Raw genomic sequence first — 22,157 nt, 5'->3', positions numbered from 1 at the left:
ACCTTGGGTAATCTGATCTTCGAGCAGGTGCTCAACAGCCTGCAGTTCGGCGTCATGCTGTTCCTGATCGCCTCGGGATTGACGCTGATCTTTGGCGTGATGAACTTCGTGAACCTGGCGCACGGCAGCTTCTTCATGATCGGCGCCTACGTGGCGGCGGTGGTGGCCGGGGCCAGCGGTTCCTTCTGGCTGGGCCTGCTGGTGGCCCTGCCGGCCACGGCAGCGCTGGGCTTCCTGCTGGAGTGGCTGGTGTTCCGGCGGCTCTACAAGAAGGACCACATGGTGCATGTGCTGGCCACCTTCGCCTTCATCCTGATCTTCAACGATGGCGTGCGCATGATCTGGGGGCCGCAGCCGCTGCCGCTGAACATGCCGCCGGCCTTTGCCGGGCCGGTCAATCTCTTCGGGCTGCCGTATTCCAGCTATCGGCTGCTGGTCATGGCGGTGGGCGTGGCGGTGGCCGTGGCGCTGTACTTGCTCATCAACCGCACGCGCATCGGCATGTGGGTGCGCGCCGGGGCCAACAACCTGGAGATGGTCACGGCCATGGGCATCAACATCCGCCTGCTGTTCCGGCTGGTGTTCAGCTTCGGTCTGCTGCTGGCGGCGCTGGCCGGCATCATGCTGGGCCCGTTGGTGGCAGTGCAGGCCGGCATGGGCGATGACGTGCTGATCCTGGCCTTCGTGGTGGTGGTCATCGGCGGCATTGGTTCGGTGCCGGGCGCGGCCATCGGCGCGCTCATCGTGGGCGTGGTCGATACGCTGGGGCGCAGTTTGCTGCCGCAGCTCTTCGCGCTCTTCCTCAGTGCCGATGCGGCCGCCTCGGTCGGTCCGGCGCTGGGCTCGATGATGATCTACCTCGTGATGATCGCGGTGCTGTTCTGGCGCCCCAGCGGTCTGTTCCCTGCCCGTACCTGAGGAATCCCATGCAACGTCTGTTCGTTCCCCTGCTGCTCGTCCTGGCGGTGCTGCTGCCGCTGCTGGCGCAGGCCAGCGGGATGGAGTACTACATCGGCGTGGTCACCCGCATCCTGATCTTTGCGATGGTGGCGGCCAGCCTCAATTTCATTCTTGGTTACGGCGGCATGGTCAGTTTTGGTCATGCGGTGTTCTTCGGGCTGGGTGCGTATGTCACGGCCATCGCCAGTTTCCATGGCGTGACCAGCGCCTGGCTGATCTGGCTGCTGGCTGCGCTGGTGACGGGCCTGGTCGGCCTGGTGATCGGGGTGATTGCCCTGCGCACGCGGGCGGTGTATTTCATCATGATCACCATGGCGCTGGCGCAATTGTTCTACTACTTCTTCGTCGGCTTCCGGTATTACGGCGGCGACGATGGCCTGCAGGTGACGGCGCGTCCGCTGCTGGGCTTCGGTCTCGACATGAGCGGCGACAACGCCTTCTACTGGGTCGTGCTGGCCTGGCTGGCGGCCAGCTTCGTGTTGCTGCAGCGGCTCCTGGCTTCGCGCTTCGGGCTGGCCTTGAATGCGATCCGGCAGAACGAGCGGCGCGCCCAGGCCATCGGCTATCCGGCGCTGCGCTACAAGCTGGCGGCCTTCGTGATCGCCGCCGTCATCGCGGGACTGGCCGGCAGCCTCATCGGCATGAGCAATCTCTTTGCCAGCCCCAAGCTGCTGCACTGGTCGCAGTCCGGCATCCTGCTGGTGATGGTCGCGCTGGGCGGGGTCGGCTATTTTTACGGCGGCCTGCTCGGTGCAGCAGCCTTCCTGTTGCTGGAGGAAGTGCTGTCGACCCATTTCGAATACTGGCAGATCTATGTCGGCCTGATCCTCTTGCTGGTGGTCATGGTGGCACCGCGCGGCGTGAGCTCGCTGGCCACCATCGGCAAGACACTCAAGCAGGGAGAGCAGCATGGGGCGTGAACAGGCAGCGGTGGCCCTCTCGGTCAAGGGCCTGAAGAAAAACTACGGCGGCCTGGCGGCCACGCGCGATGTCGACCTGGAGATTGCAGCGGGCCACGTGCACGCCATCATTGGTCCCAATGGCGCGGGCAAGACGACCTTGCTGTCCTTGCTCTCCGGCGCGCTGGCAGCCGATGCCGGCGAGGTCCATCTGTTCGGTCAGCCCATGCATGGCCACGCGGAACAGGCGCGGGTGGCGGCCGGGCTGGTGCGTTCGTTCCAGATCACCAGCGTCTTCGATGAACTGAGCGTGCTGGAGAACCTGCAGGTGGCCGTGCAGCGCGGGCAGCATCGCAGCTATGGCTTCTTCCATGCCAGCGCGACTGATCGCGCCGCCCGCGAAGCGGCCATGACGGTGGCGCGCCGGGTCGGATTGGAGAAGGCCGTGCATCAGTTGTCGTCGCAGCTTTCACATGGTGCGCGGCGCCGGCTGGATGTGGGCCTGGCCATCGCCTGTGGTCCGCGTGTGCTGTTGATGGATGAACCGATGGCCGGCATGGGGCATGAGGAATCCGGCGACATGATCGCGCTAATCCAGTCGCTCAAAGAGGAGCTGACGGTGGTGCTGGTGGAACATGACATGGAGGCTGTCTTCGCCCTGGCCGACCGCATGACGGTGCTGGTGCAGGGGGCGGTGCTGGCCACCGGCAGCGTGGAGGAGATCCGCGCCAATGCCGAGGTCAAGCTGGCCTACCTGGGCGAGGAGGAAACGCAATGAGTGCTTTGCTGGAAGTGGAAGGACTGACCGGCGGCTATGGCGCGAGCCAGGTGCTGTTCGGGATCGACATGCAGGTCAGGGAAGGCGAAGTGGTGACCCTGCTGGGCCGCAATGGCATGGGCAAGACCACCACGCTGCGCACCATCCTCGGATTGAATCGCCCGACCGGCGGCGTGGTGCGCTTTCGTGGCGAAGCCATCCACAGCGCCAGTGCCGATGCGATTGCCCGGCGCGGCATCGCCATCGTCCCGGAGGGGCGGCAGATCTTCAAGAACCTGAGCGTGGAAGAAAATCTGTCCGCCTTCGCGGCGCGCCGCAACGGCCGCGACAATCCCTGGACGCTGGAAAAGATTTATCAACAGTTCCCGCGCCTGAAGGAGCGCCGCCACAATGGCGGTGGCCAGCTCTCGGGCGGCGAGCAGCAGATGCTGGCCATCGGCCGGGCGCTGATGACCAATCCTCATCTGCTGATCCTCGATGAAGCCACCGAAGGCCTGGCGCCGCTGGTGCGGGAAGAAATCTGGGCTTGCCTGAAAGCCTTGCGCGACTATGGGCTGACCATCATCGTCATCGACAAGTACATCAAGCGGTTGATCGGCTTTGCCGACCAGCACACCATCCTCGAAAAGGGCAAGGTGGTCTGGCAGGGCGATTCGGCGCAGCTGTCGGTGCAGACGGAATTGTGGGATCAGTATCTGAGCGTGTGAGGCGCTTGTTGCGCGGATATTGATCCATTAACGCAGGTTTAATGCTGTTGCAAACAGCATTAAGGAAAACTGAATGCTCCCCAATCAAGTCGAGACGGACGCTCGCCGCGTTCTTTGCCCCATCGCCGAGTGCGAAGCGGGCTACAACCTCAAGGCCGCCTTTCCGGATTTTCCGCAGGTGCTGCAGCAATGGCAGCAGGCAACGGCGGCCATTGCCGACACGCTGCTCAGCCAATCCGATATCGCCTTTGGTGACGCACCGCTGCAGCGTTTCGATTTCTATCGGGCGGCAGGGGAGCAGCGGCCCTTGCTGGTCTTCATCCATGGTGGCTACTGGCAGGGCGGCGACAAGCGCGACATCGGCTTCATCGCCGCGCCTTACGTCAAGGCCGGCATCAGCGTGGCCGTGATCAATTATTCGCTGGCCCCCCAGGCGCGTATTGAGGACATGGTGACGGAGGTGCAGGCGCTGCTGGCCACCATTGCGCAGCAGGCTGAGCAGCTCGGCATCGACATCAATCGCGTCTCGCTGATGGGGCATTCGGCAGGCGGCCATCTGGCGGCCTTCGTTGCCGCGCAGGCCAGTGCCTTGCCGGTGCAGGCGGTCTTTGCCATCAGTGGCGTGTTCGATCTGGCGCCGTTGATCCCGACCTCGCTCAACAAGGCGCTCACGCTGGACGAGCAGCGCGCGGATGCGCTCTCGCCGGTGCTGCAGGCCGGACCGACGGGCACGCGCGTGCACACCATCATCGGTGAACTGGAGACCGCGCAGTTCCACCTGCAGGCGGCCGTGATGGCCAATTGCTGGCCGCAGGTGGTGGCGCATCACGTGGTGCCGCAGACGCATCACTACACGGTGTTGTTCCCGCTGGCGGATGAGAACAGTCCGGTGTGCCGTGCGGTGGTCGCGGAGATCCTGCGCTAAGGCGGCTGCTGCCTCATACCCGACATAGCCCGGCAGGCGATACACGCGCCCGCCGGGGCAGGGCGTTGCGGCCCTCGATTCTCTCCGTTCCGCTCGGAACCTTGTCTCACCTCTCCCCGGTCACACTCCCCCGGCATCTCCGTCCGATCTGATGGACCAAGGCGGGCCCCAGCCTTCCTGTCTCATTTTTGCTCAGTCGCGCCTAGTAACTTGCATAATGATAGTGGCTTGCGTATAGTGACTTTCAAAATACAAGTTACATTTTCAGAAGGACGTTGCCGTGGCGCATTGATGGGCCGCGTGGCGGGGCAATGCCTGCCGCGTCCTCGTTCTCTTTCTCATCCATCGTTCTTTGCAAGGAGCTGTGCCATGGCGACACCCACCTCACCCGATCCCGCGCCCCCGGCGGTCCGCAAGCCCATGGCGGGGCGGCTGCATCTGGGCTTGGCCGTCGGGGCGGCGGCCGCCATCGCGCTGGGCTTCTATGGCTGGCACTGGTGGCAGCATGGGCGCTTCATGGAAGACACCGATGACGCCTACGTGGGCGGCGACATCACTGTCATCAGTGCCAAGGTGCCGGGCTACATCGCGGCAGTAAAGGTGACCGACAACCAGTTCGTGCATGCCGGCGAGCTGCTGGCCAAGCTCGATGACAGCGACTACCGCGCCGCCCTGGCGCGTGCCGAAGGCGGGGTGGCGGCGCGGCAGGCCGAGATCGCCAACCTGGAAGCCACGCGCGCGGTGCAGACAGCCTTGATCGCCCAAGCTCGCGCCGGGGTCGATGCCACCCAGGCCGAGCTGGTGCGGGCGCAGGACGATGACCGCCGCTTCGAGCGCCTGGTGGACCGCGCTGCCGTGTCGGTACAAAGTGCCCAGAAAGCGGCGGCCGATTTCCGCCAGGCTGCCGCCAACAACCAGAAGGCGCAGGCAGGGCTGGCCGTGGCAACCCGTCAGCTGGAAGTGATCCAGACCCAGCGCCAGCAGGCCGAGGCCGGACTGGCCCAGGCCCGGGCCGAGCGGGAAGCGGCGCAACTGAACCTGCGCTATACCGAATTGCGTGCGCCCATCGATGGCGTGGTCGGCAATCGCCGCGCCCGACCCGGCGCCTATGCCGCCACGGCCAGCCAGCTGATGGTGATCGTGCCGGCTCGCGGGCTGTGGATCGATGCCAATTTCAAGGAAAGCCAGCTGGCCGGGATCCGCCCCGGCAATGCCGCCACGGTCGAGGCCGATGCGATTCCCGGCCGCGTCTTCCATGGCCATGTGGCCAGCGTGGCGCCGGCTACCGGCGCGCAGTTCAGCGTGCTACCGCCGGAAAACGCCACCGGCAACTTCACCAAGATCGTCCAGCGGGTGCCGGTGCGCATCCTGCTCGATAGCGCCGATGGCGTGCTCGACGCCTTGCGGCCCGGGCTGTCGGTGGTGGCCAGGGTGGATAGCCGGGGCCAGGGTTCATGAACGCCGCCAGTGCAGCGGCTGCGCAGCTGATCCAGCCTGCGCAGATGAGCACGTCCTCCAAGGTGTTTGCCTTTGGCGTGATGTGCATCGGCATGTTCGTGGCCTTGCTGGATATCCAGATCGTATCGGCCTCGCTGCGCGACATCGGCGGCGGGCTCTCGGCCGGCAATGATGAGACGACCTGGGTGCAGACCAGCTACCTGATCGCCGAGATCATCGTCATCCCGCTCTCGGGATGGTTGACGCGTACCATGTCCACGCGCTGGCTGTTTGCGTTCTCGGCGGCTGGTTTTACCCTCACCAGCCTGCTGTGCGGCCTGGCGTGGAACATCCAGAGCATGATCGTGTTCCGGGCCCTGCAGGGCTTCCTGGGCGGCTCGATGATTCCTACCGTGTTCACCACGGCTTTCGCTTTCTTCGACAACAAGCAGCGCGTGATCGCCGCCTCCACCATCGGCGCCATCGCCTCGCTGGCACCGACGCTGGGCCCCACCGTCGGCGGCTGGATCACCGACCACTACAGCTGGCACTGGCTGTTCTTCATCAACCTGCTGCCGGGCATCTTCATCACCCTCACCGTCCCGCGCCTGGTGCGTATCGACCTGCCGGACTGGTCGCTGATCCGGCGGGCTGACTATCCGGGCATCCTGCTGATGTCGCTCTTCCTCGGCTGCCTGGAATACACCTTGGAAGAAGGGCCTCGCTGGGACTGGATGAGCGATCCGGTGATCGCCACCACGGCCTGGGTGGCGGGGATCTCGGGCGTGCTTTTTGTCTGGCGTAGCCTCACTGCTGCCGAGCCGGTGGTGGACCTGCGGGCGCTGAAGGAACGCAATTTTGCGCTGGGATGTTTCTTCTCCTTCGTCACCGGCATCGGCATCTTCGCCACCATCTACCTCACGCCCCTGTTCTTGGGGCGGGTGCGCGGCTTCAGCGCGCTGCAGATCGGGCTGGCGGTGTTTTCCACCGGGCTGTTCCAGATCATGTCCATCCCGCTCTATGCCTGGCTCACGCGCCATCTCGACCTGCGCTGGATCATGATGATCGGGCTGGCGCTCTTCACGCTCTCGATGTGGCAGTTCGTTCCCATCACGCATGACTGGGGCTGGGCCCAGCTGCTGCTGCCGCAAGCCCTGCGCGGTGTTGCCCAGCAACTGGCGGTGCCGCCGACGGTGACGCTGACCCTGGGCAGCCTGGCCCCGGCGCGGCTGAAGTTCGCCTCGGGGCTGTTCAACCTGATGCGCAACCTGGGTGGCGCCATCGGTATCGCGCTGTGCGCCACCATCCTCAACGACCGGACCAACCTGCACTTCATGCGGCTGGCCGAGCACCTCAACGGCGTCAATGAAGCCATGCTGCAATGGCAGGGGGCGCTGGGCGGCGATCTCGCGGCCCAGCTGGGCGACGCCCTGGCAGGCCAGGCAGCGGCTTTGCGCCAGCTGTGGCAGCTCACCTATCGCGAGGCCTTGACGATGACTTTTGCGGATGCCTTCCTCGCCGTAGGCTGCTGTTTCGTGATTGCTACATTGATGGTGCCGCTCATGCGCAAGGTGGCGCCGCCCAAGGCGCCCTCGGCCGATGCGCATTGAGCGTCATGCAGGCCCCGGGGCGTGGCACAATGCGGGTCGCGCTGCAGGGCGGGCCGGACGGCCAGGCAGTCGCTGATGGTAGCGCTATGAAATGGAGAGCAAGACATGCAACGCAAGCGTTTTGATGACATGCAGTGCCCGATCGCCCGCTCGCTGGATCGCGTGGGCGAGTGGTGGAGCATCCTGATCTTGCGAGACGCGTTTTACGGGCTCACGCGCTTTGATGAATTCCAGAAGCACCTGGAGATCGCGCCCAACATCCTCACGCGCCGCCTGGCGGGGTTGGTGGAGGAGGGCTTGCTGGAGAAGGTGCAGTATTCGGAACGGCCGCCCCGCTACGAATACCACCTCACGCCGCGCGGCCGGGATTTCCGGCCGGTGCTGCTGGCCCTGCTGCAGTGGGGCAACAGCCATTTCGCACCGGAAGGGCAGAGCGTGATCCTGACCGACATCGAGACCGGCAAGCAGGCCATCCCGCTGATGGTGGACGCCGAGACCGGCAAGCCCATCACGCCGTCTACGCACATCATTGCCGAAGGGCCGGCGGCCGGCGAGAAGATCCGGCGCCGCATTGCCGAGCTGGTGGCCCGGCGCACCGGCAAGCCGGCCTGAGACTGGTTCAGGCGGAAGGGGAGGCCGGGGAAGTCTGGGACGAGGACAGCATGCGCTCCACATAGCGCGCAATGAGGTCAATCTCCAGATTGACCTTGCTGCCCGCCTTCAGGTGCTTGAGCGTGGTCACTTCCACCGTATGCGGAATCAGGTTGATGGAGAAGCGGCAGGCGTCAGCCAGGTCTTCCACGCGGTTGACCGTCAGCGACACGCCATTGACCACGATCGATCCCTTGTAGGCCAGGTACTTGCCCAAGGCCTTGGGGGCATCGACGATCAGTTCGCGCGATTCGCCCACGGGCTCGAAGGAATGCACCTGCCCCAGGCCATCGACGTGGCCGGAGACCAGGTGGCCGCCCAGGCGCTCGGCCAGGGTCAGGGCCTTTTCCAGGTTGACTTCGCCGGGGGCGTCCAGGCCGGCCGTCAGGCGCAGGCTTTCACGGGAGACATCGACGGTGAAGCCGCGTTCGCTCTTCTCGACCACGGTCATGCAGGCGCCATTGAGGGCAATCGAATCGCCCAGGCCGACATCGGCCATGGGCAGGCTGCCCGCATCGATACTCAGGCGCACGCCGGCGTCCGGGCCGGCTGCCAGGGGGGTGACGGAGGTGATGGTGCCGACGGCGGCAACGATTCCTGTAAACATGATTCAGTCCTGATACAAAAAATCTGAAAGAAAAAGCAAAAAACGCTTACGCGAAACGGGCAAGGATACGCAAATCCGGCCCGACCTGCTTGACCTCGTGGAAGTGGATGCCGATCTTGCCCGACAGGTCTTCCAGCGGCGGCAGCTCGAACATGTTGCGGCCATCGCCGATCAGGGCCGGGGCCAGGTAGACCAGCAGTTCATCCACGCAGCCTGCGCGGATGAACGCGCCATTGAGCTTGGCGCCGGCTTCCACATGCAATTCATTGATCTGGCGCTGGCCCAGTTCGCGCACCAGGCCTGGCAGGTTGACCTTGCCTTCGGCGTTGTCCAACAGGATGACTTCGGCCCCCTCGGCTTCCAGTGCGGCGCGTTTTTCGCGGTCATCGGTGGCGGTGAAGACCCAGGTATTGCCGCCCTGGATCACGCGCGCCTCGGGCGAGACGATCAGCTTGCTGTCGACCACGATGCGGCGCGGCTGGCGCGGGGTGTCGATGGCGCGCACGGTGAGCTGGGCGTCGTCCTTCTGGATGGTGCCGATGCCGGCCATGATGGCGCAGGCACGTGCGCGCCAGATATGGCCGTCATCGCGCGCGGCCTGGCTGGTGATCCACTGGCTCACGCCATTGTGCAGGGCGGTCTTGCCATCGAGGCTGGCGGCGCTCTTCATGCGCACCCAGGGACGGCCGGTGCGCATGCGATGCAGGAAACCGATGTTGATCTCGCGCGCTTCTTCTTCCAGCAGTCCGCAGGCGACCTCGATGCCGGCCGCCTGCAGCCGCGACAGCCCCTGTCCGGCCACCAGCGGGTTGGGATCGGCGATGGCCGCCACCACACGGGCTACGCCGGCTCGGACGAGCGCATCGGCACAGGGCGGGGTGCGGCCGAAATGGCTGCAGGGCTCCAGCGTGACGTAGACGGTGGCGCCCCGCACGTCATGTCCGCGTGCGGCCGCGTCGGCCATGGCCTGGATCTCGGCATGGTTGCCGCCGGGCGGCTGGGTGAAACCGGCGCCGATGATGCGCCGATCCTTGACGATGACACAGCCCACGCGCGGGTTGGGGGTGGTGTCGAGCATGCCGAAGCCGGCCTGCAGCAAGGCCAGCGCCATGGCTTGCTGGTCATTCTCGATATCGAACTGGTAGAGCGGATCTGCGGTGGAAGTCATGGTGTGCGAAGACGATAAAGGCAGCGAGGCCTGCCAGGGGCAAGGCCGGATGCCCGTCAATATACACGGCTTTGCGCCAATGCCCGTGAGGCCATGGCCCTGCACTTCACTCGATGGCGGCCTGGCTGCACTGGTTGTCGATGATCGGGTTGCAGATGCGCACCCGGCCCAGGAAATTGATCACCACCGCCCGCGCAGTGGCGCCGCTGCTGAAATACCAGGTGCCGCGCGTGACCGGTTGCCCGTCCGGCTGGTAGCCCACCATGTCGGCACCGTTGGTGTAGGCCACGGCAATGCCCAAGTCCAGCGAGGGATGGCGGGAAACGACCTGCTGGCCCACGCGGATCTCCCATCCGCTATGCCAGTCGCGGCCATCGCTGGGGCGCATCTCGGCGCGGCGGCCGGCGCGCAAGGCTTCGGAACGGGTCAGTTGCACGCTGTGGAAAAAGTCACTGCCGGCGGCGGCCAGCTGGTGTTCGCTGGAGAGGTTCTGCAGGGCAGGGATGCCTGCGGCCAGCACCAGGGCGGCAATGAGCAAGACCACCATCAGTTCGATCAGCGTAAATCCTTTGCTTTGCATGAGTTCACCAGCAATCGCGGCCGTCGGCGCGGCGGTTGCCCCGGCTGTCGGCCTGCAGCACGCCGCAGCGGGCATCCTCATAGGCGGTGTTGACGCCGCTTCCGCCGGGCGTGGCCAGGACCAGCACGCAGCTGGAGAGGTCCTCGTCCTCGCAGGCCCGGGCTGAGAGCGAATAGGCACTGGTTTGCGGGGAAACCCCGGAATACCACTTGAAACCGTGCCCCGTACTGCCCGGCTGGAAAGCCTTGTAGCGGTGCTGGTAGGCGTGGTGCCGCTCCTGCTGCTGCAGCACTTGCAGCACAGCGGCGCGCCCTTCGGCACGGCTGGCCTTTTGCACGACATGGCGATAAGCGTTCCAGCCGAGACCGGCCAGCAGGATCACGATGGCCAGGCTGACCAGGATCTCCAGCAGCGTGAAGCCACGTGAGGGGGAGCGAAGGGAAAGTGAAGTCATGTTCATTCCGGGTTGGGTAGATAAAGGGGACGCCAGGCGAGCAGCGGACAACTCGCCATGGCGCCGGAACGGGTCGCCGGCCACTGCACCAGCGCCTGCAAGGCAGCAACGGCGCCATGGCGGCCATAGCCGACTGCGCTGAGGCGATAGAGGGTGGCGGCGGGCTCTTCGGGGGACGGCTGGCCAGATTGCTTGCCGGATTTGGGCGGCAGGCGTTCGATCAGATAACGGGGCACCGCCATGCCGGGCGCTGCACGAAAGCGTCGTCCCGTGAATTGGCCATAGGTGGCGGAGATGGCCTGCGGCCCGTGCAACTGTCCGGGCTCCCAGCCGCTGCGTTCATGCTTGCCCAGGCACAGCCCGGCACCGGCGGCATCGCCGCGGCATCCGAGCGCCGTATCGAACTGCGCCGGATCGATGCGGCGCTGCCCGCGCAGGTCGTCACAGGCGTCTTCCAGCGCGGCCTGGGCCGCGAGCCGCGCTTGCGCATGTTCACGATGGTTGCGGGCGGCGCGTTCTTCCAGCAGGAGCAGCGACGTCGTGGCCGCGCCCAGCAGCAGCATCAGGGCCAGCAGCATGAGGGCGATCATCAGGGTAGCGCCGCGCTGAGGCCGGCGGGTGTGCAGGATCTTCATTCGCTGTCCCGTGCGGCTGAAAGATTGCGCAACATCACCGTGCCCTGGAACACCGCACGGCGGCGCTGTTCCAGGTCCTGTTCGGTGAAGCGCCAGGCGGCCTCGCCGCGCCGGCCTTGGAGGAAAAGGTCGTAGCTGCGCGGCGTGGCGTCATGGCTGGCGGGACGCCGCTGCAAGCCCCTCACCAGCAGCGCGATGCGCACCAGCACCACCTGGCGCCAGGCCGGGGCCGACATGGATGAAGCGTCCAGCCAGCGGTCGGGGCGGCCGTCGCCGTCGCTGTCGATGGCGTAGCGCAGCTGCATGGCTTCGACGCCGCGCGCGATGGCGTCCGAGGTCCAGTTGCCGTTCTTGCCCTGGTAGCGGCAGCGCAGTTCGGGTTCATCGCCGGTGCCGGGCGCGATGAAATAGATCACCCAGCTGCGCGAGGCTTCCTCGGGCGGCCCGGCCGCCACATCGGCACCGCTGCAGTTGCCGACCTGGGCGCGGCTGCCCCGTGGTGCGCCGAAAAAACCCAGCATCAGCAGGTCGCTGTGATTGACGCCATCCCCCGTGCTGCTGCCGAAGACGCCCCGGGCGGGATCGAGCGATTCGGCCTGGCGGCTGTCGTCGAGCCCGCGCAAGCCGGGGGCCAGCAGCGGGACGGCCTCCCCGGCGAGTGTTTCCACCGGCAGATGGCCGGCCTGGCGCAGCGCTTGTTGCAGGTGGTCGAGCACCAGGCGGCCGGTTTCCTCGACGCGGGCGGCGTCATCCATGTCCTGGTAAGCGCTGCGTGCCTGCTGCAGCAGCGTACCGGCCACCAGCACCACCAGCAGCCCCACGGCCAGCGCGATCATCAGTTCGACCAGGGTCAGCCCGCGTTGATGAGGCACGCACGAGGGGCGGGAGAATGAGCTCTGAGGGCGCATGGTCAATGGCCCAGGATCACGCTCAGCAGCGGGGTGGCGGCCACCGCGGGTGCGCTGGCCGTGCCCAGGCGGCGCCAGGCCAGCTTGAGCACCACCGGGCTGCTGGCCAGGCCATCGCAGTTCCAGTCCGGATGCGGGGTTTGCTGCGCATCCCGGCAGACGGTGGCGCGTGCCTGCGGGAAATCGCGGACCAGCCGTCCACTCCAGTCGGCCAATACGGCCTGGGTGAAATCATGCGGGTGGCAGGCAGCCTGTCCGCAATCGACCGGCGCCTGTGGGGGGCGCCCTGGACTGAGGGTAAAGAGCGTGGGATCGGTGGCGCCGGGTAGCGGCGGCAGGGCCGCGCGCAGTTCTGCCAGTTCCTGCGCCATCAGGGTGGCGCGCGCCTGCAGGCTGCTGTCCTGGCCGCTGCGCAGTGCATGCAGCTGCAGCATGGCGATGGCCAGGGCACCGGTGCCGATGACCAGCATGGCCACCAGCACCTCCATCATCGAAAAACCACGGGAGCGAGCACGCATGGCAAATCCTGCAAAGGAAAGCCCGCGAGTCTAGGGAAAAAGAAAATGACGCTCCAGCAAAACGCCGAATCAGTTTGCCACTATCGAAAACTTCAGAAGGCCGAACCCGGTTGCTTGAGGAATTCGGCTTCTTCCGGCGTGTTCTCGCGCCCCAGGATGCGGTTGCGATGGGGGAAGCGCCCGAAGCGTTCGATCACGGCATGGTGCCGCCGCGCATAGTCGGCATAGCCGTCGAAGGCCGGCTTGTCCTCGCCGCTGGCCGACTTGGCCAGGCTGCGCATGAGTTGCACCACGTACTCCTGGTCGTCCAGGTCTTCGGCGTGTTCCAGCGGCAGGTAGACGAACACGCGGGCCAGCGGCGGCAACGCTGCATCCAGTCCCATGGCCAGCGCCAGGTGGCTGCACTGGCGTGCCAGTTCATCGAAGGCGAAGGCTTGCGGGGTATCGCGGTAGATGTTGCGCGGCATCTGGTCCAGCAGCAGGATCAAGGCCAGCATGCTGCGCGGGGATTCGGTCCAGTCGTCGAGTTGGTTGGCGGCAGCCTGTTGCACCAGGGGCTCGAAGCGGGTGCGGCATTGGGCGTCGATGTCGGGATTCTTGCTCCACCAGAGTTTTTTCTGGCGTTCGGCGACCTGGTGCGCGGGTAGCTGGTCCCAGCCGCTGCCGAACCAGAAGTCCAGTACCTCCTCGGCGCTGGCGTGCGGGCTCATTCGGCCAGCACCGTGATCTGCACGTCGCCCAGGGTGACCTTCTGGCCGGCGGTGATCTTGCAGGTCTTGCGGGTTTCCAGCTTGCCATTGACCTTGACCTGGCCATCGGCCACCAGTTGCTTGCCGGCGCCGCCGCTGTCGCACAGGCCGCAGAGCTTGAGCAGCTGGTTCAGCTCGACATAGGGATGGCCTTGCAGCGGGAAGGTGATCTTTTGCATGTGATGTCTTTCGGAAACCCCAGCCGCAACAGGCGGGTCGGGGGAGCGGTACGGTACGCCCGGCGCGGACTTTTGTCCAGCCGCCCCGGGGTTCAGGCGGCGTTGTCCAGCGTCTGCCGGGCCTTGTCCAGCCAGGTGGAGAGGCTGTCGGTGAGGTCCTTCTGGCTGAAGGAGCAGCTTTCTTCGGTAAAGAGGCTGCCTGCTTCGAGGCGGCCCAGCAGGTCTTCGGCCACCTGGCGATAGCGCGGCGGCAGGGCATTGAAGACCTCTTCCTGTGCACGCCAGGTGCGGCACAGCGTAGCGATGTCGCCCTGGCCTGCCCGCAGGTCTTCCAGGGCAGTGCGCATCGGGGCCAGTTGGACGGCGGCGGGATGGGGCATGGCCGGCTCCTGTCTCAGGCGCGCGCAGCGATGACGAACAGCGCGACCACGCTGAGGTAGCCGATGAGCCATACCGCCGAACGGGGCGAGGGTTTGTCGGTCAGGTACAGCACCGTATAGAGAATGCGGGCGGCGATGAAGACCAGCGCGGCGATATCGATCTGTTCCTGCGGTGCAGCTACTTGCTGCGCCACCAGCACGGCAGCGGCGAAGAAGGGGAAGGCCTCGAAATGGTTGCGGTGCGCATAGTCGGCGCGGCGGCGCACGCCGGTCTGCTTGTCCAGCCAGGCGCGCGGTTCGGCATTGTCGAAGTCGCGCCGGCCATACTTGGCCACGGCAATGGTGAACACCGGCATCAGGCCGGCAATCAGGATGCACCAGTAGGATAGGGTCATGCGGGAAGTCTCCTCGTTGTGATGTCAGTTGTCAGTGAATCAAAGTTCCTTGGCAGCGAAGGTGTTGCAGGCGCTGACCTTGCCTTCGGAGATGCCGCGCTTGAACCAGGTCACGCGCTGCGCCGAGCTGCCATGGGTGAACGAATCCGGTACCACCACGCCGCGCGCCTGGCGTTGCAGGGCATCGTCGCCGATGGCCGAGGCGGCATTCAAGGCATCTTCGATGTCGCCTTCTTCCAGGATGTGGCGCGCCTGGTTGGCGTGGTAGGCCCAGACGCCGGCGAAGCAGTCCGCCTGCAGTTCGAGCCGCACCGACATGGCATTGGCCTGCTTTTCGGTGGCATTGCGGCGGGCGGCGTCGACCTTGTCGGAGATGCCCATGAGGTGCTGCACGTGGTGCCCCACTTCATGCGCGATCACGTAAGCCTGCGCGAAATTGCCGGACACCTTGAAGCGCTGCTTCATCAGTTCATAAAACGACAAATCGATATACACCTTCTGGTCGCCTGGGCAGTAGAAGGGGCCGGTGGCAGTCTGGCCGGTGCCGCAGGCGGTCGGCGTGCTGCCGGAAAACAGCACCAGCTTGGGCCGCACATATTGCTTGCCGTTGTTGGCGAAGATCTGCCCCCAGGTATCTTCGGTATCGGCCAGGACGGTCGAGACGAAGCGCGCCATCTGGTCGTTGGGCGAAGGCTTGTGGGAGGGCGCCTGCTGCTGCACCGGCGCGGGTGAGCCACCGGAGAGCAGGTTGAGCATGGTCAGCGGGTTGATGCCCAGGAAGTAGGAGGCCACCAGGGCCACCGCGACCGTGCCCAGCCCGATGGAGCGCCCGCCGAAGCCAAAGCCGCCGCCCCCGCCGCCCTCCTCGCCACGGCGGTCTTCCACGTTGTCGCTTTCGCGATTGCCTTCCCATTTCATGATCTGTTCTCCGGTGCTGCGGTCTGCAATGGCGCGATTGTAATGGATGGCATGGGCCGCGACATGTCGGGCGTTGTCTGACCGGGCGAGGCTGCACTGTCCGATTCCGCCCGATGAGCTGGCGGTGTAGGGTGAGGCAGCAAGAGGGTGGCCGGGCGGCTTGGCGCTGTCGGCAATCGATGCCACACTGTTCCCGGCAGTCTGCATTGCTCATGCTCACAATCACAACAGTACAGGAGACGACATGATCATCTGGCTCATTCTTCTCATCGCCGGCGCGCTGGTCCTCATGATGATGCGCGCCAGCGCCTGGGTCTGGCTGGTAGCTGAAGCGGTCCTGATCTGGCTGGGCGCGCGCCTGGCCGATATCGAGTTGCCGGTGCTGGTGCTGCTGGCCATCCTTTTCTTCACACCCACGCTGCTGGTGGCGATCAAATCCGTCCGACAGTCCCTGATGACGCGCCCGGCGCTGGATCTGTTCCGCAGAATCGCCCCGCGCATGTCCGCCACCGAACGCGATGCCATCGAGGCCGGCACCGTCTGGTGGGATGCCGAACTCTTCTCCGGGAAGCCTGACTGGAAGCGCCTCTTCGACCTTCCCGCGCCGCGCCTGACGCCGGAAGAACAGAGCTTCCTCGACAACGAGGTCGAACAGCTCTGCGCCATGGTCAGCGACTGGGACACCAGCGTGAAGACCCAGGACCTGCCGCCCGAAGCCTGGCAGTTCATCAAGGACAAGGGTTTCCTCGGCATGATCATTCCGCGCCAATATGGTGGCAAGCAGTTCTCGGCCTACATGCATTCGCAGGTGGTGATGAAACTGGGCTCGCGCAGTTCGGCCGCGGCCATCGCGGTGATGGTGCCCAATTCGCTGGGCCCGGCCGAATTGCTGCTGCATTACGGCACCGATGCCCAGAAAAATCATTACCTGCCGCGCCTGGCGCAGGGGCTGGAGATTCCCTGCTTTGCGCTCACCAGTCCCTATGCAGGCTCGGATGCGGCAGCCATTCCCGATGTGGGCATCGTCTGCAAGGGCGAGCATGAGGGCCGCGAGACGCTGGGCTTTCGCGTCACTTGGAGCAAGCGCTACATCACCCTGGCGCCGATTGCCACCGTGCTGGGCCTGGCCTTCCGCGTACGCGATCCGGATGGCCTCCTGGGGAGCGACGCCGAACCCGGCATCACCTGCGCACTGATCCCGACTGATCATCCGGGCGTGATCACCGGACGCCGTCACTGGCCGCTCAATGCCGTCTTCCAGAACGGGCCGACCGAGGGGCGCGATGTCTTCATTCCGATGGAGTGGGTGATTGGCGGTGCCGGTCAGGTCGGACGCGGCTGGCGCATGCTCATGGAATGCCTGGCGGCCGGGCGGGCGATTTCGCTGCCTTCCTCCAGCGTCGGTTTTTCCAAGCTGGCCGTGCGCGGGACCAGTGCCTACACCGCCATGCGGCGCCAGTTCAAGATCGAGATCGGCAAGTTCGAAGGCGTGCAGGAAGCCCTGGCGCGCATGGGCGGGCATCTCTACCTGATGGATGCCACGCGCCGCTTGTCGGCGCTGGCAGTGGATGCCGGCGAGAAGCCCTCGGTCATCTCGGCCATCTCCAAGTACCACGTCACCGAGCGCGGGCGCATGGTGGTCAATGACGGCATGGACGTCATCGGCGGCAAGGGCATCTGCATGGGGCCGGGCAACTTCCTGGCGCGCGCGTATCAGCAGGTACCCATCGCCATCACGGTGGAAGGGGCCAATATCCTGACGCGCTGCCTCATCATCTTTGGCCAGGGTGCAATCCGCTGCCATCCCTACGTCCTGCAGGAACTGGCCACCGCCGCCGACGAAGACCGCGAGCGTGCCGTGCAGGAATTCGACCGCCTGCTCTTCGGACATCTCTCCTTCGTGGCCGCCAATGCGGCGCGCAGCTTCGTGGGCGGCATCAGCCGGGGCTGGCTGTTGCCCTCGTCCAGCCATGCCGCACGCGCCACGCGGGGCTATTTCCGTGCGGTGGTGCATCTGTCGTCGGCCTTTGCGCTGCTCACCGATGTGAGCATGGGCGTGCTGGGTGGTACGCTCAAATTGCGCGAGCGGATTTCGGCGCGGCTGGGTGATGTGGTTTCACAGCTCTACCTGGTCTCGGCGGTACTGAAGCGTTTCGAGGATGAGGGCCGGCAGGAAGAAGACCTGCCCTATGTGGACTGGTCGGTGCAGGATGCCTTGCATCGCGCCGAGGAAGCCATCATCGATGTCTTGCACAACTTCCCCAATCCGTTCATCGCGGTACTGCTGCGGGTGCTGATCTTCCCGCTGGGCCTGCCGTATCGCAAGCCTTCCGATGTGCTGGGCACGCGCGTGGCCCAGGCCATGCAGACCCCGGGGGAGAGCCGCAACCGCCTGGTGGCCGGTGCCTACATGCCGCGGGAGGGCGATCCGCTGGCTTGCGGCGAGAAAGCCTTCGTGCTCGCACCGGTGGTGCAGCAACTGGAGCATCGCCTCAAGGCCGACATCAAGGAAGGCAAGCTGCCGCCGATGCCGCAGAGCCTGCTGGAAGTTCCGGCCTGGAGCGCGCTGGCGCTGGAACGCCAGCTGATCTCGCAGCAGGAGAAGGAAGCGGTCGATGCCTTCGCCCACTATGGCGATCAGAGCGTGCAGGTGGATGATTTCGGCGCAGATTTCGATCGTGCGGCGATCGTGGAGCAGCTGCGTTCATAAGGAGATGAAGGTTTGCGTTATCCTGCCGGTTCCCGCGTATTCCACAGGATGAACCATGACCCCGCAGCCCCGCATCTACATGGCCGGCCCCGACGTTTTTCAGCGCGACTATGCGCAGCACAAACTGCAGATCAAGCAGTGGTGCGCCGACCTCGGGCTGGTGGCCCTGTGCCCCGGGGATGACGAGGTCAGCGGCGAGAGCAAGGCCGAGGTGGCGCGCCGCATCTACGAGATCAACGTGGCCCTGATCGATTCGGCCGATTATGTGGTGGCCAATGTGTGCGATTTCCGTGGCCATGAGCCGGATTCGGGCACGGTCTTCGAGATCGGCTATGCCGTCGGGCGCGGCAAGAAGGTGTGGTGCTACAACACGCCTGCGCAAGATCTGCTGCAACAGGTGCCGCAGGCCGAACCGGGCGTCTGCCATGCCGGCATGTTCATCGAGGACTTCGGCCTGCCGCGCAACCTCATGCTGGCGCATGCCGCCGAGCTGGTGCAGGGCGGCCTGCATGACTGCCTGCAACGGGTGGCGCGCTGGCACGCGGGCCAGCGCTGATCGCCACCGCTTTCCCGCTTTACTGCTGGGGCAGGCGCCCCAGCAGGTAGAACTCTTCATTGGGCCGCATGCTGGTCACGTTGGCCAGCCGGTTCGACATGCCGAAGAAGGCCGCGATGGCGGCCATGTCCCACGCATCCTCCTCATTCCAGCCATGCGCCTTGAGCGTGGCGAAATCCTCTTCATTGACAGCCCAGGCGCTGGCCGAGACCTTCATGGCGAAGTCCAGCATGGCTTTCTGCCGCACGCTGAGATCGGCCTTGCGGTAATTGATGGCGACCTGGTCGGCCAGCAGCGGGTCCTTGGCGCGGATGCGCAGGATGGCACCATGCGCCACCACACAGTACTGGCACTGGTTGGCATTGCTGGTGGCCACCACGATCATCTCGCGCTCGGCCTTGGTGAGGCCGCCGGGTTTGTCCATCAGCGCATCGTGATAGGCGAAGAAGGCGCGGAATTCATCCGGGCGATGCGCCAGCACCAGGAACACGTTGGGGATGAATCCGGACTTTTCATGCACGGCCAGGATGCGGCTGCGGATGTCCTCCGGCAAGGTATGAAGATCGGGGATGGGGAAGCGGCCGATGGGCGCATCGGGGGCGGCGGCTGGGATCATGCGTGTCTCCTTGTTCATTTGTTGTGGATGCAGCATCAAGAACTTAGCACTTCTGGCCCACGGCTAATGTCGCCGGACTGACGGTGAAGCTTTTTGCTTCAGATTTCCTTTTTGGAAACCCTTCTGAAATATTATTAAGATATATCTTGAAATGCGGGATATTAAGATATATCTTGGCTATATCGATCGACCCGCAGCGTGCGTCAGTCGCTGCCTCAGCTACCTGACAAGAAGGAAAAACCATGTTCAAGCATTTATTCAGTCACTCCGGCCAGCCCGGCCATGGCCCCAAGCACCAGCGTCACGACCGCCCGCATCATGGCGGCGGCCTGTTTGAAGACGACGAGCCGCGCGGTCCGCGTGGCCATCATGGCCCCGGCGGCCGTGAAGGCGGCGGCGGACGCGGAGCGCGCATGTTCGAGCAGGGCGCATTGCGCATCGTGATGCTGCATCTGCTGCAGGAAAAGCCGCGCCACGGCTACGACATGATCAAGGCCATCGAGCAACTGGTCGGCGGTGGCTACAGCCCCAGCCCCGGTGTGATCTATCCGACCCTGACCCTGCTGGAAGAAATGGGCCATGCCTCGGTGCAGGGCGAAGACGGCGGCAAGAAGCTCTACACCCTCAGTGCCGAGGGCCAGGCTTATCTGGAAGAAAAGGAAAACGCCGAGCTGCTGCAGCAGGTGCTGCGCAAGTTCGAACTGCGCCGCCAGGAGCGTCCCGATGCCGATTCGCCCGAACTGCGGCGCGCCGTGCAGAACTTCCGCATGGCCCTGCATACGCGCCTGGCCAAGGGCAAGCTGGCCAAGGAAGAACTGCATGCCATCATCGACATCATCGACCGCGCCGCCGTGGCGGTGGAACGCGCCTGATCCGGCGATCCGGGATTTTGGAAAGGAACTTCACATGAAAGAACATCGCTACCGCATCACCCTGGAGCACCTGGCCACGGCCTCGGAGGGACAGCCTTTGCACGCGCCCCTGAGTTTCGAGGCGGGCAACCATGACGATATTTTCAGTATCGTCGCCCGCCTGCGTGGCAACGGGCAATTCGACAGCGATACCAGCGCACAGCTGGCGCTGGGCTTGAAACTGTTCTCGGAGGTGATGCTCAAGAATCGCAAGCATCCGCTGTTTGAAGATATCCAGCCGGCCCTGCGCGACTTCATCATGAAGCTGAAGTCGCAGGGCAAGGCCGCTGCCGCAGCGCAGGGCGAAGCCGCCGCCGAATAAGACAGACGCGCCGGATCTTACTGATTGGCCGGCGCAATCATCTCCGCGTAGTCGTACAGCGCACCGAGGATATCCTGGGTGCGTTCGTCATCGGCTTCTTCCTGCAACTGGTCGATCTGCTCGAACAGTTGCGCGACGGTACGCGCACCGCCAGCGCCTTCAAACAAGCGCGCGGCGCGGTGTTCTTCCCAGTGCTGCGCTTCCTCGGGGCTCAAGGTCTCGGGGAAGTTGCGTGCGCGATAGCGGAACAGGATTTCATTCAAGCGCATATCGTCAAAGGCTACGCTGGCCCCGGCCAGCGCCTGCGGCGGCAGGGTGCGCAGCTGCGTCAACTGGCGGCGGTCGCCGTTGCCGATGAAGCCGCCGTAGAGATCTTCATCCACGTCCGGCGGCGCTTCCTGCTCGCGCTGGTAGACCTCGCGCCACAGCGGGCCCAGGTCGGGCAGGGCGGCGGCTTTTTCCGCATGGCGCAGGGCCAGGTCGACATCGATGTTCAGTTGCGCGGCACGCTCGGCAGACAGCGTCTTGAGGCTGCCCACGACCATCGGCGACTTGTTGATGTGTATGCTCTTGACAGGCAGGCGGACCATGCCTTCCGGCATCTCGTCGCGCTTGGTGAACATGCGTTCACGCACGGTGGCGGCGTCCATGCCCGCCAGTTCGCTCGGGTCATAGCCGAGATCCCAGGCGATCACTTCATTCTTGTTGGTCGGATGCATGCCCAGCGGCCACATCAGCGCCAGGCAGCCGTTGGCCACCGGGAACATGCCGGAGACGTGCAGGAAGGGTTTGGCGGCCGGCAAGCCGATCTCGGCCGCGGCCTTGTCCTTCTTGTGCAAGGCCAGCGCGAAGTCGAACAGGCGCGGATTGTTCTGGCGGATCAGGCGGGCCAGGGCGATGGTGGCGCGCACATCCGAGAGCGCATCGTGCGCCGCTTCATGCACCAGGCCATTGGCCTTGGACAGATGTTCCAATTTGAAGCTGACGCTGCCGTCTTCCTTGGTCGGCCACTGTATGCCCTCGGGGCGCAGCGCATAGGTCAGGCGCACCACGTCGAGCAGGTCCCAGCGGCCGCAGCCGTTGGCCCATTCGCGGGCATAGGGATCGATCAGGTTGCGCCAGAACATGAAGCGCGTGACTTCATCATCGAAGCGAATGGTGTTGTAGCCCACGCCGATGGTGCCGGGCTCGCCCAGCGCCTGCTCGATGCGGGCGGCAAACTCGTGCTCGGGCACGCCATGCGCCAGGCAATGCTGCGGGGTGATGCCGGTGATCAGGCAGGACACCGGGTCAGGCAGGTAGTCCGGGGCCGGCTTGCAGTACAGCATGATGGGCTCGCCGATCTCGTTGAGCTCGGCATCGGTGCGCACGGCGGCGAACTGCGAGGGACGGTCGCGGCGCGGCACGGCGCCAAAGGTTTCGTAGTCGTGCCAGAGGAAGGTGTGATTGGACATCGCGGACGGCTTCTAAGGGAATCGCGCGATTATAGAGCCTGCGCTGCCCTTGCCGCCACGCAAAGGGGCAGGCGGCGTGATGAAGCTGGTTTTTTTCGAGCTGCTGCGCTGCGCTGGCCGGGGTCGTTAC

The 22,157-nt window shown here is 65.0% G+C and carries 26 protein-coding genes; 12 read left to right on the top strand and 14 right to left on the bottom strand.

The genetic code is table 11. The features are described 5' to 3' along the window. Positions 1-3 precede the first annotated feature (3 nt). From ACLRDN_RS19115 to ACLRDN_RS19080, 8 genes are all read left to right on the top strand, one after another. Positions 4-918 (top strand): branched-chain amino acid ABC transporter permease, encoded by a 915-nt coding sequence (locus ACLRDN_RS19115; RefSeq protein WP_413457573.1) that lies wholly within the window; start codon positions 4-6, stop codon positions 916-918. An 8-nt stretch (positions 919-926) separates the two neighbouring features. Beyond that, the gene (locus ACLRDN_RS19110; protein WP_413457572.1) at positions 927-1,880 is read left to right on the top strand and encodes a branched-chain amino acid ABC transporter permease; all 954 of its coding nucleotides are present in this window, start codon (positions 927-929) and stop codon (positions 1,878-1,880) included. Then, a complete protein-coding gene (locus ACLRDN_RS19105) occupies positions 1,870-2,637 on the top strand; it encodes an ABC transporter ATP-binding protein (RefSeq protein WP_413457571.1) in 768 nt (255 codons plus the stop codon). Before ACLRDN_RS19110 ends, ACLRDN_RS19105 begins: the two co-directional genes overlap by 11 nt. Continuing rightward, the gene (locus ACLRDN_RS19100; RefSeq protein ID WP_413457570.1) at positions 2,634-3,344 is read left to right on the top strand and encodes an ABC transporter ATP-binding protein; all 711 of its coding nucleotides are present in this window, start codon (positions 2,634-2,636) and stop codon (positions 3,342-3,344) included. Before ACLRDN_RS19105 ends, ACLRDN_RS19100 begins: the two co-directional genes overlap by 4 nt. Before the next feature lie 73 nt (positions 3,345-3,417). After that, positions 3,418-4,269, top strand: coding sequence for an alpha/beta hydrolase (locus ACLRDN_RS19095; RefSeq protein WP_413457569.1), 852 nt, complete (start codon positions 3,418-3,420; stop codon positions 4,267-4,269). Between the two features lie 369 nt (positions 4,270-4,638). After that, on the top strand, positions 4,639-5,727 hold the full coding sequence (locus ACLRDN_RS19090) for an HlyD family secretion protein (protein ID WP_413457568.1): 1,089 nt from the start codon (positions 4,639-4,641) through the stop codon (positions 5,725-5,727). After that, on the top strand, positions 5,724-7,316 hold the full coding sequence (locus ACLRDN_RS19085) for a DHA2 family efflux MFS transporter permease subunit (protein WP_413457567.1): 1,593 nt from the start codon (positions 5,724-5,726) through the stop codon (positions 7,314-7,316). Before ACLRDN_RS19090 ends, ACLRDN_RS19085 begins: the two co-directional genes overlap by 4 nt. A gap of 105 nt (positions 7,317-7,421) precedes the next feature. Beyond that, positions 7,422-7,928 (top strand): winged helix-turn-helix transcriptional regulator, encoded by a 507-nt coding sequence (locus tag ACLRDN_RS19080; protein WP_209582615.1) that lies wholly within the window; start codon positions 7,422-7,424, stop codon positions 7,926-7,928. 7 nt (positions 7,929-7,935) lie between these two features. Here ACLRDN_RS19080 and ACLRDN_RS19075 read toward each other — a convergent pair whose 3' ends face one another. From ACLRDN_RS19075 to ACLRDN_RS19020, 12 genes are all read right to left on the bottom strand, one after another. Continuing rightward, positions 7,936-8,574 carry a riboflavin synthase gene (locus ACLRDN_RS19075; RefSeq protein ID WP_209582618.1) on the bottom strand — a complete coding sequence of 213 codons (639 nt, stop codon included), beginning with the start codon at positions 8,572-8,574 and terminating at the stop codon, positions 7,936-7,938. A gap of 46 nt (positions 8,575-8,620) precedes the next feature. Beyond that, positions 8,621-9,742 (bottom strand): bifunctional diaminohydroxyphosphoribosylaminopyrimidine deaminase/5-amino-6-(5-phosphoribosylamino)uracil reductase RibD, encoded by a 1,122-nt coding sequence (gene ribD / locus ACLRDN_RS19070; protein ID WP_413457566.1) that lies wholly within the window; start codon positions 9,740-9,742, stop codon positions 8,621-8,623. 106 nt (positions 9,743-9,848) lie between these two features. Continuing rightward, positions 9,849-10,322: a GspH/FimT family pseudopilin gene (locus ACLRDN_RS19065; RefSeq protein ID WP_413457565.1), complete on the bottom strand. Its 474-nt coding sequence runs from the start codon at positions 10,320-10,322 to the stop codon at positions 9,849-9,851. Between the two features lie 4 nt (positions 10,323-10,326). Further along, positions 10,327-10,776 carry a type IV pilin protein gene (locus ACLRDN_RS19060; RefSeq protein ID WP_413457564.1) on the bottom strand — a complete coding sequence of 150 codons (450 nt, stop codon included), beginning with the start codon at positions 10,774-10,776 and terminating at the stop codon, positions 10,327-10,329. A gap of 2 nt (positions 10,777-10,778) precedes the next feature. Continuing rightward, positions 10,779-11,411 (bottom strand): pilus assembly protein, encoded by a 633-nt coding sequence (locus ACLRDN_RS19055; RefSeq protein ID WP_413457563.1) that lies wholly within the window; start codon positions 11,409-11,411, stop codon positions 10,779-10,781. Continuing rightward, positions 11,408-12,283 carry a PilW family protein gene (locus tag ACLRDN_RS19050; RefSeq protein ID WP_413457562.1) on the bottom strand — a complete coding sequence of 292 codons (876 nt, stop codon included), beginning with the start codon at positions 12,281-12,283 and terminating at the stop codon, positions 11,408-11,410. The genes ACLRDN_RS19055 and ACLRDN_RS19050 overlap by 4 nt, the downstream gene beginning before the upstream one ends. 38 nt (positions 12,284-12,321) lie before the next feature. Beyond that, positions 12,322-12,837 (bottom strand): type IV pilus modification protein PilV, encoded by a 516-nt coding sequence (pilV, locus tag ACLRDN_RS19045; RefSeq protein ID WP_413457561.1) that lies wholly within the window; start codon positions 12,835-12,837, stop codon positions 12,322-12,324. Positions 12,838-12,929: 92 nt separating this feature from the next. Then, positions 12,930-13,547, bottom strand: a complete 618-nt coding sequence (locus ACLRDN_RS19040; RefSeq protein WP_413457560.1) for a DUF924 family protein — start codon at positions 13,545-13,547, stop codon at positions 12,930-12,932. Then, the gene (locus ACLRDN_RS19035; RefSeq protein WP_413457559.1) at positions 13,544-13,765 is read right to left on the bottom strand and encodes an RNA-binding S4 domain-containing protein; all 222 of its coding nucleotides are present in this window, start codon (positions 13,763-13,765) and stop codon (positions 13,544-13,546) included. The genes ACLRDN_RS19040 and ACLRDN_RS19035 overlap by 4 nt, the downstream gene beginning before the upstream one ends. 92 nt (positions 13,766-13,857) lie before the next feature. Then, a complete protein-coding gene (locus tag ACLRDN_RS19030; RefSeq protein ID WP_413457558.1) occupies positions 13,858-14,145 on the bottom strand; it encodes a hypothetical protein in 288 nt (95 codons plus the stop codon). A gap of 14 nt (positions 14,146-14,159) precedes the next feature. Further along, on the bottom strand, positions 14,160-14,540 hold the full coding sequence (locus ACLRDN_RS19025; protein ID WP_413457557.1) for an MAPEG family protein: 381 nt from the start codon (positions 14,538-14,540) through the stop codon (positions 14,160-14,162). A gap of 39 nt (positions 14,541-14,579) precedes the next feature. After that, positions 14,580-15,458, bottom strand: a complete 879-nt coding sequence (locus ACLRDN_RS19020) for a neutral zinc metallopeptidase (RefSeq protein WP_413457556.1) — start codon at positions 15,456-15,458, stop codon at positions 14,580-14,582. A gap of 244 nt (positions 15,459-15,702) precedes the next feature. On the opposite strand from ACLRDN_RS19020, the gene ACLRDN_RS19015 reads away from it, so the two are divergent. Continuing rightward, positions 15,703-18,168 (top strand): acyl-CoA dehydrogenase, encoded by a 2,466-nt coding sequence (locus ACLRDN_RS19015; RefSeq protein ID WP_413457555.1) that lies wholly within the window; start codon positions 15,703-15,705, stop codon positions 18,166-18,168. 55 nt (positions 18,169-18,223) lie between these two features. After that, positions 18,224-18,724 (top strand): nucleoside 2-deoxyribosyltransferase, encoded by a 501-nt coding sequence (locus ACLRDN_RS19010; protein WP_413457554.1) that lies wholly within the window; start codon positions 18,224-18,226, stop codon positions 18,722-18,724. 19 nt (positions 18,725-18,743) lie between these two features. Here ACLRDN_RS19010 and ACLRDN_RS19005 read toward each other — a convergent pair whose 3' ends face one another. Beyond that, entirely contained in the window at positions 18,744-19,340 is a 597-nt protein-coding gene (locus tag ACLRDN_RS19005) for a peroxidase-related enzyme (RefSeq protein WP_413457553.1), read from the bottom strand. Positions 19,341-19,582: 242 nt separating this feature from the next. Here ACLRDN_RS19005 and ACLRDN_RS19000 point away from each other — a divergent pair, with 242 nt between their 5' ends. Together ACLRDN_RS19000 and ACLRDN_RS18995 are read left to right on the top strand one after the other, a co-directional pair. Beyond that, positions 19,583-20,212, top strand: coding sequence for a PadR family transcriptional regulator (locus ACLRDN_RS19000; protein ID WP_413457552.1), 630 nt, complete (start codon positions 19,583-19,585; stop codon positions 20,210-20,212). 34 nt (positions 20,213-20,246) lie between these two features. After that, entirely contained in the window at positions 20,247-20,573 is a 327-nt protein-coding gene (locus ACLRDN_RS18995) for a DUF3861 domain-containing protein (RefSeq protein WP_034335703.1), read from the top strand. A 17-nt stretch (positions 20,574-20,590) separates the two neighbouring features. Here the strand turns inward: ACLRDN_RS18995 and sbcB are convergent, their stop codons facing one another. After that, positions 20,591-22,027, bottom strand: coding sequence for an exodeoxyribonuclease I (gene sbcB, locus ACLRDN_RS18990; RefSeq protein ID WP_413457551.1), 1,437 nt, complete (start codon positions 22,025-22,027; stop codon positions 20,591-20,593). Positions 22,028-22,157 lie beyond the last annotated feature (130 nt).

It is taken from the genome of Herbaspirillum huttiense, assembly GCF_047300815.1.
Taxonomy (GTDB): Bacteria; Pseudomonadota; Gammaproteobacteria; order Burkholderiales; family Burkholderiaceae_D; genus Herbaspirillum; species Herbaspirillum huttiense_A.
The sequence above is the reverse complement of the archived record's forward strand: the minus strand, read 5'-3'. Positions and strand labels throughout refer to the sequence as shown.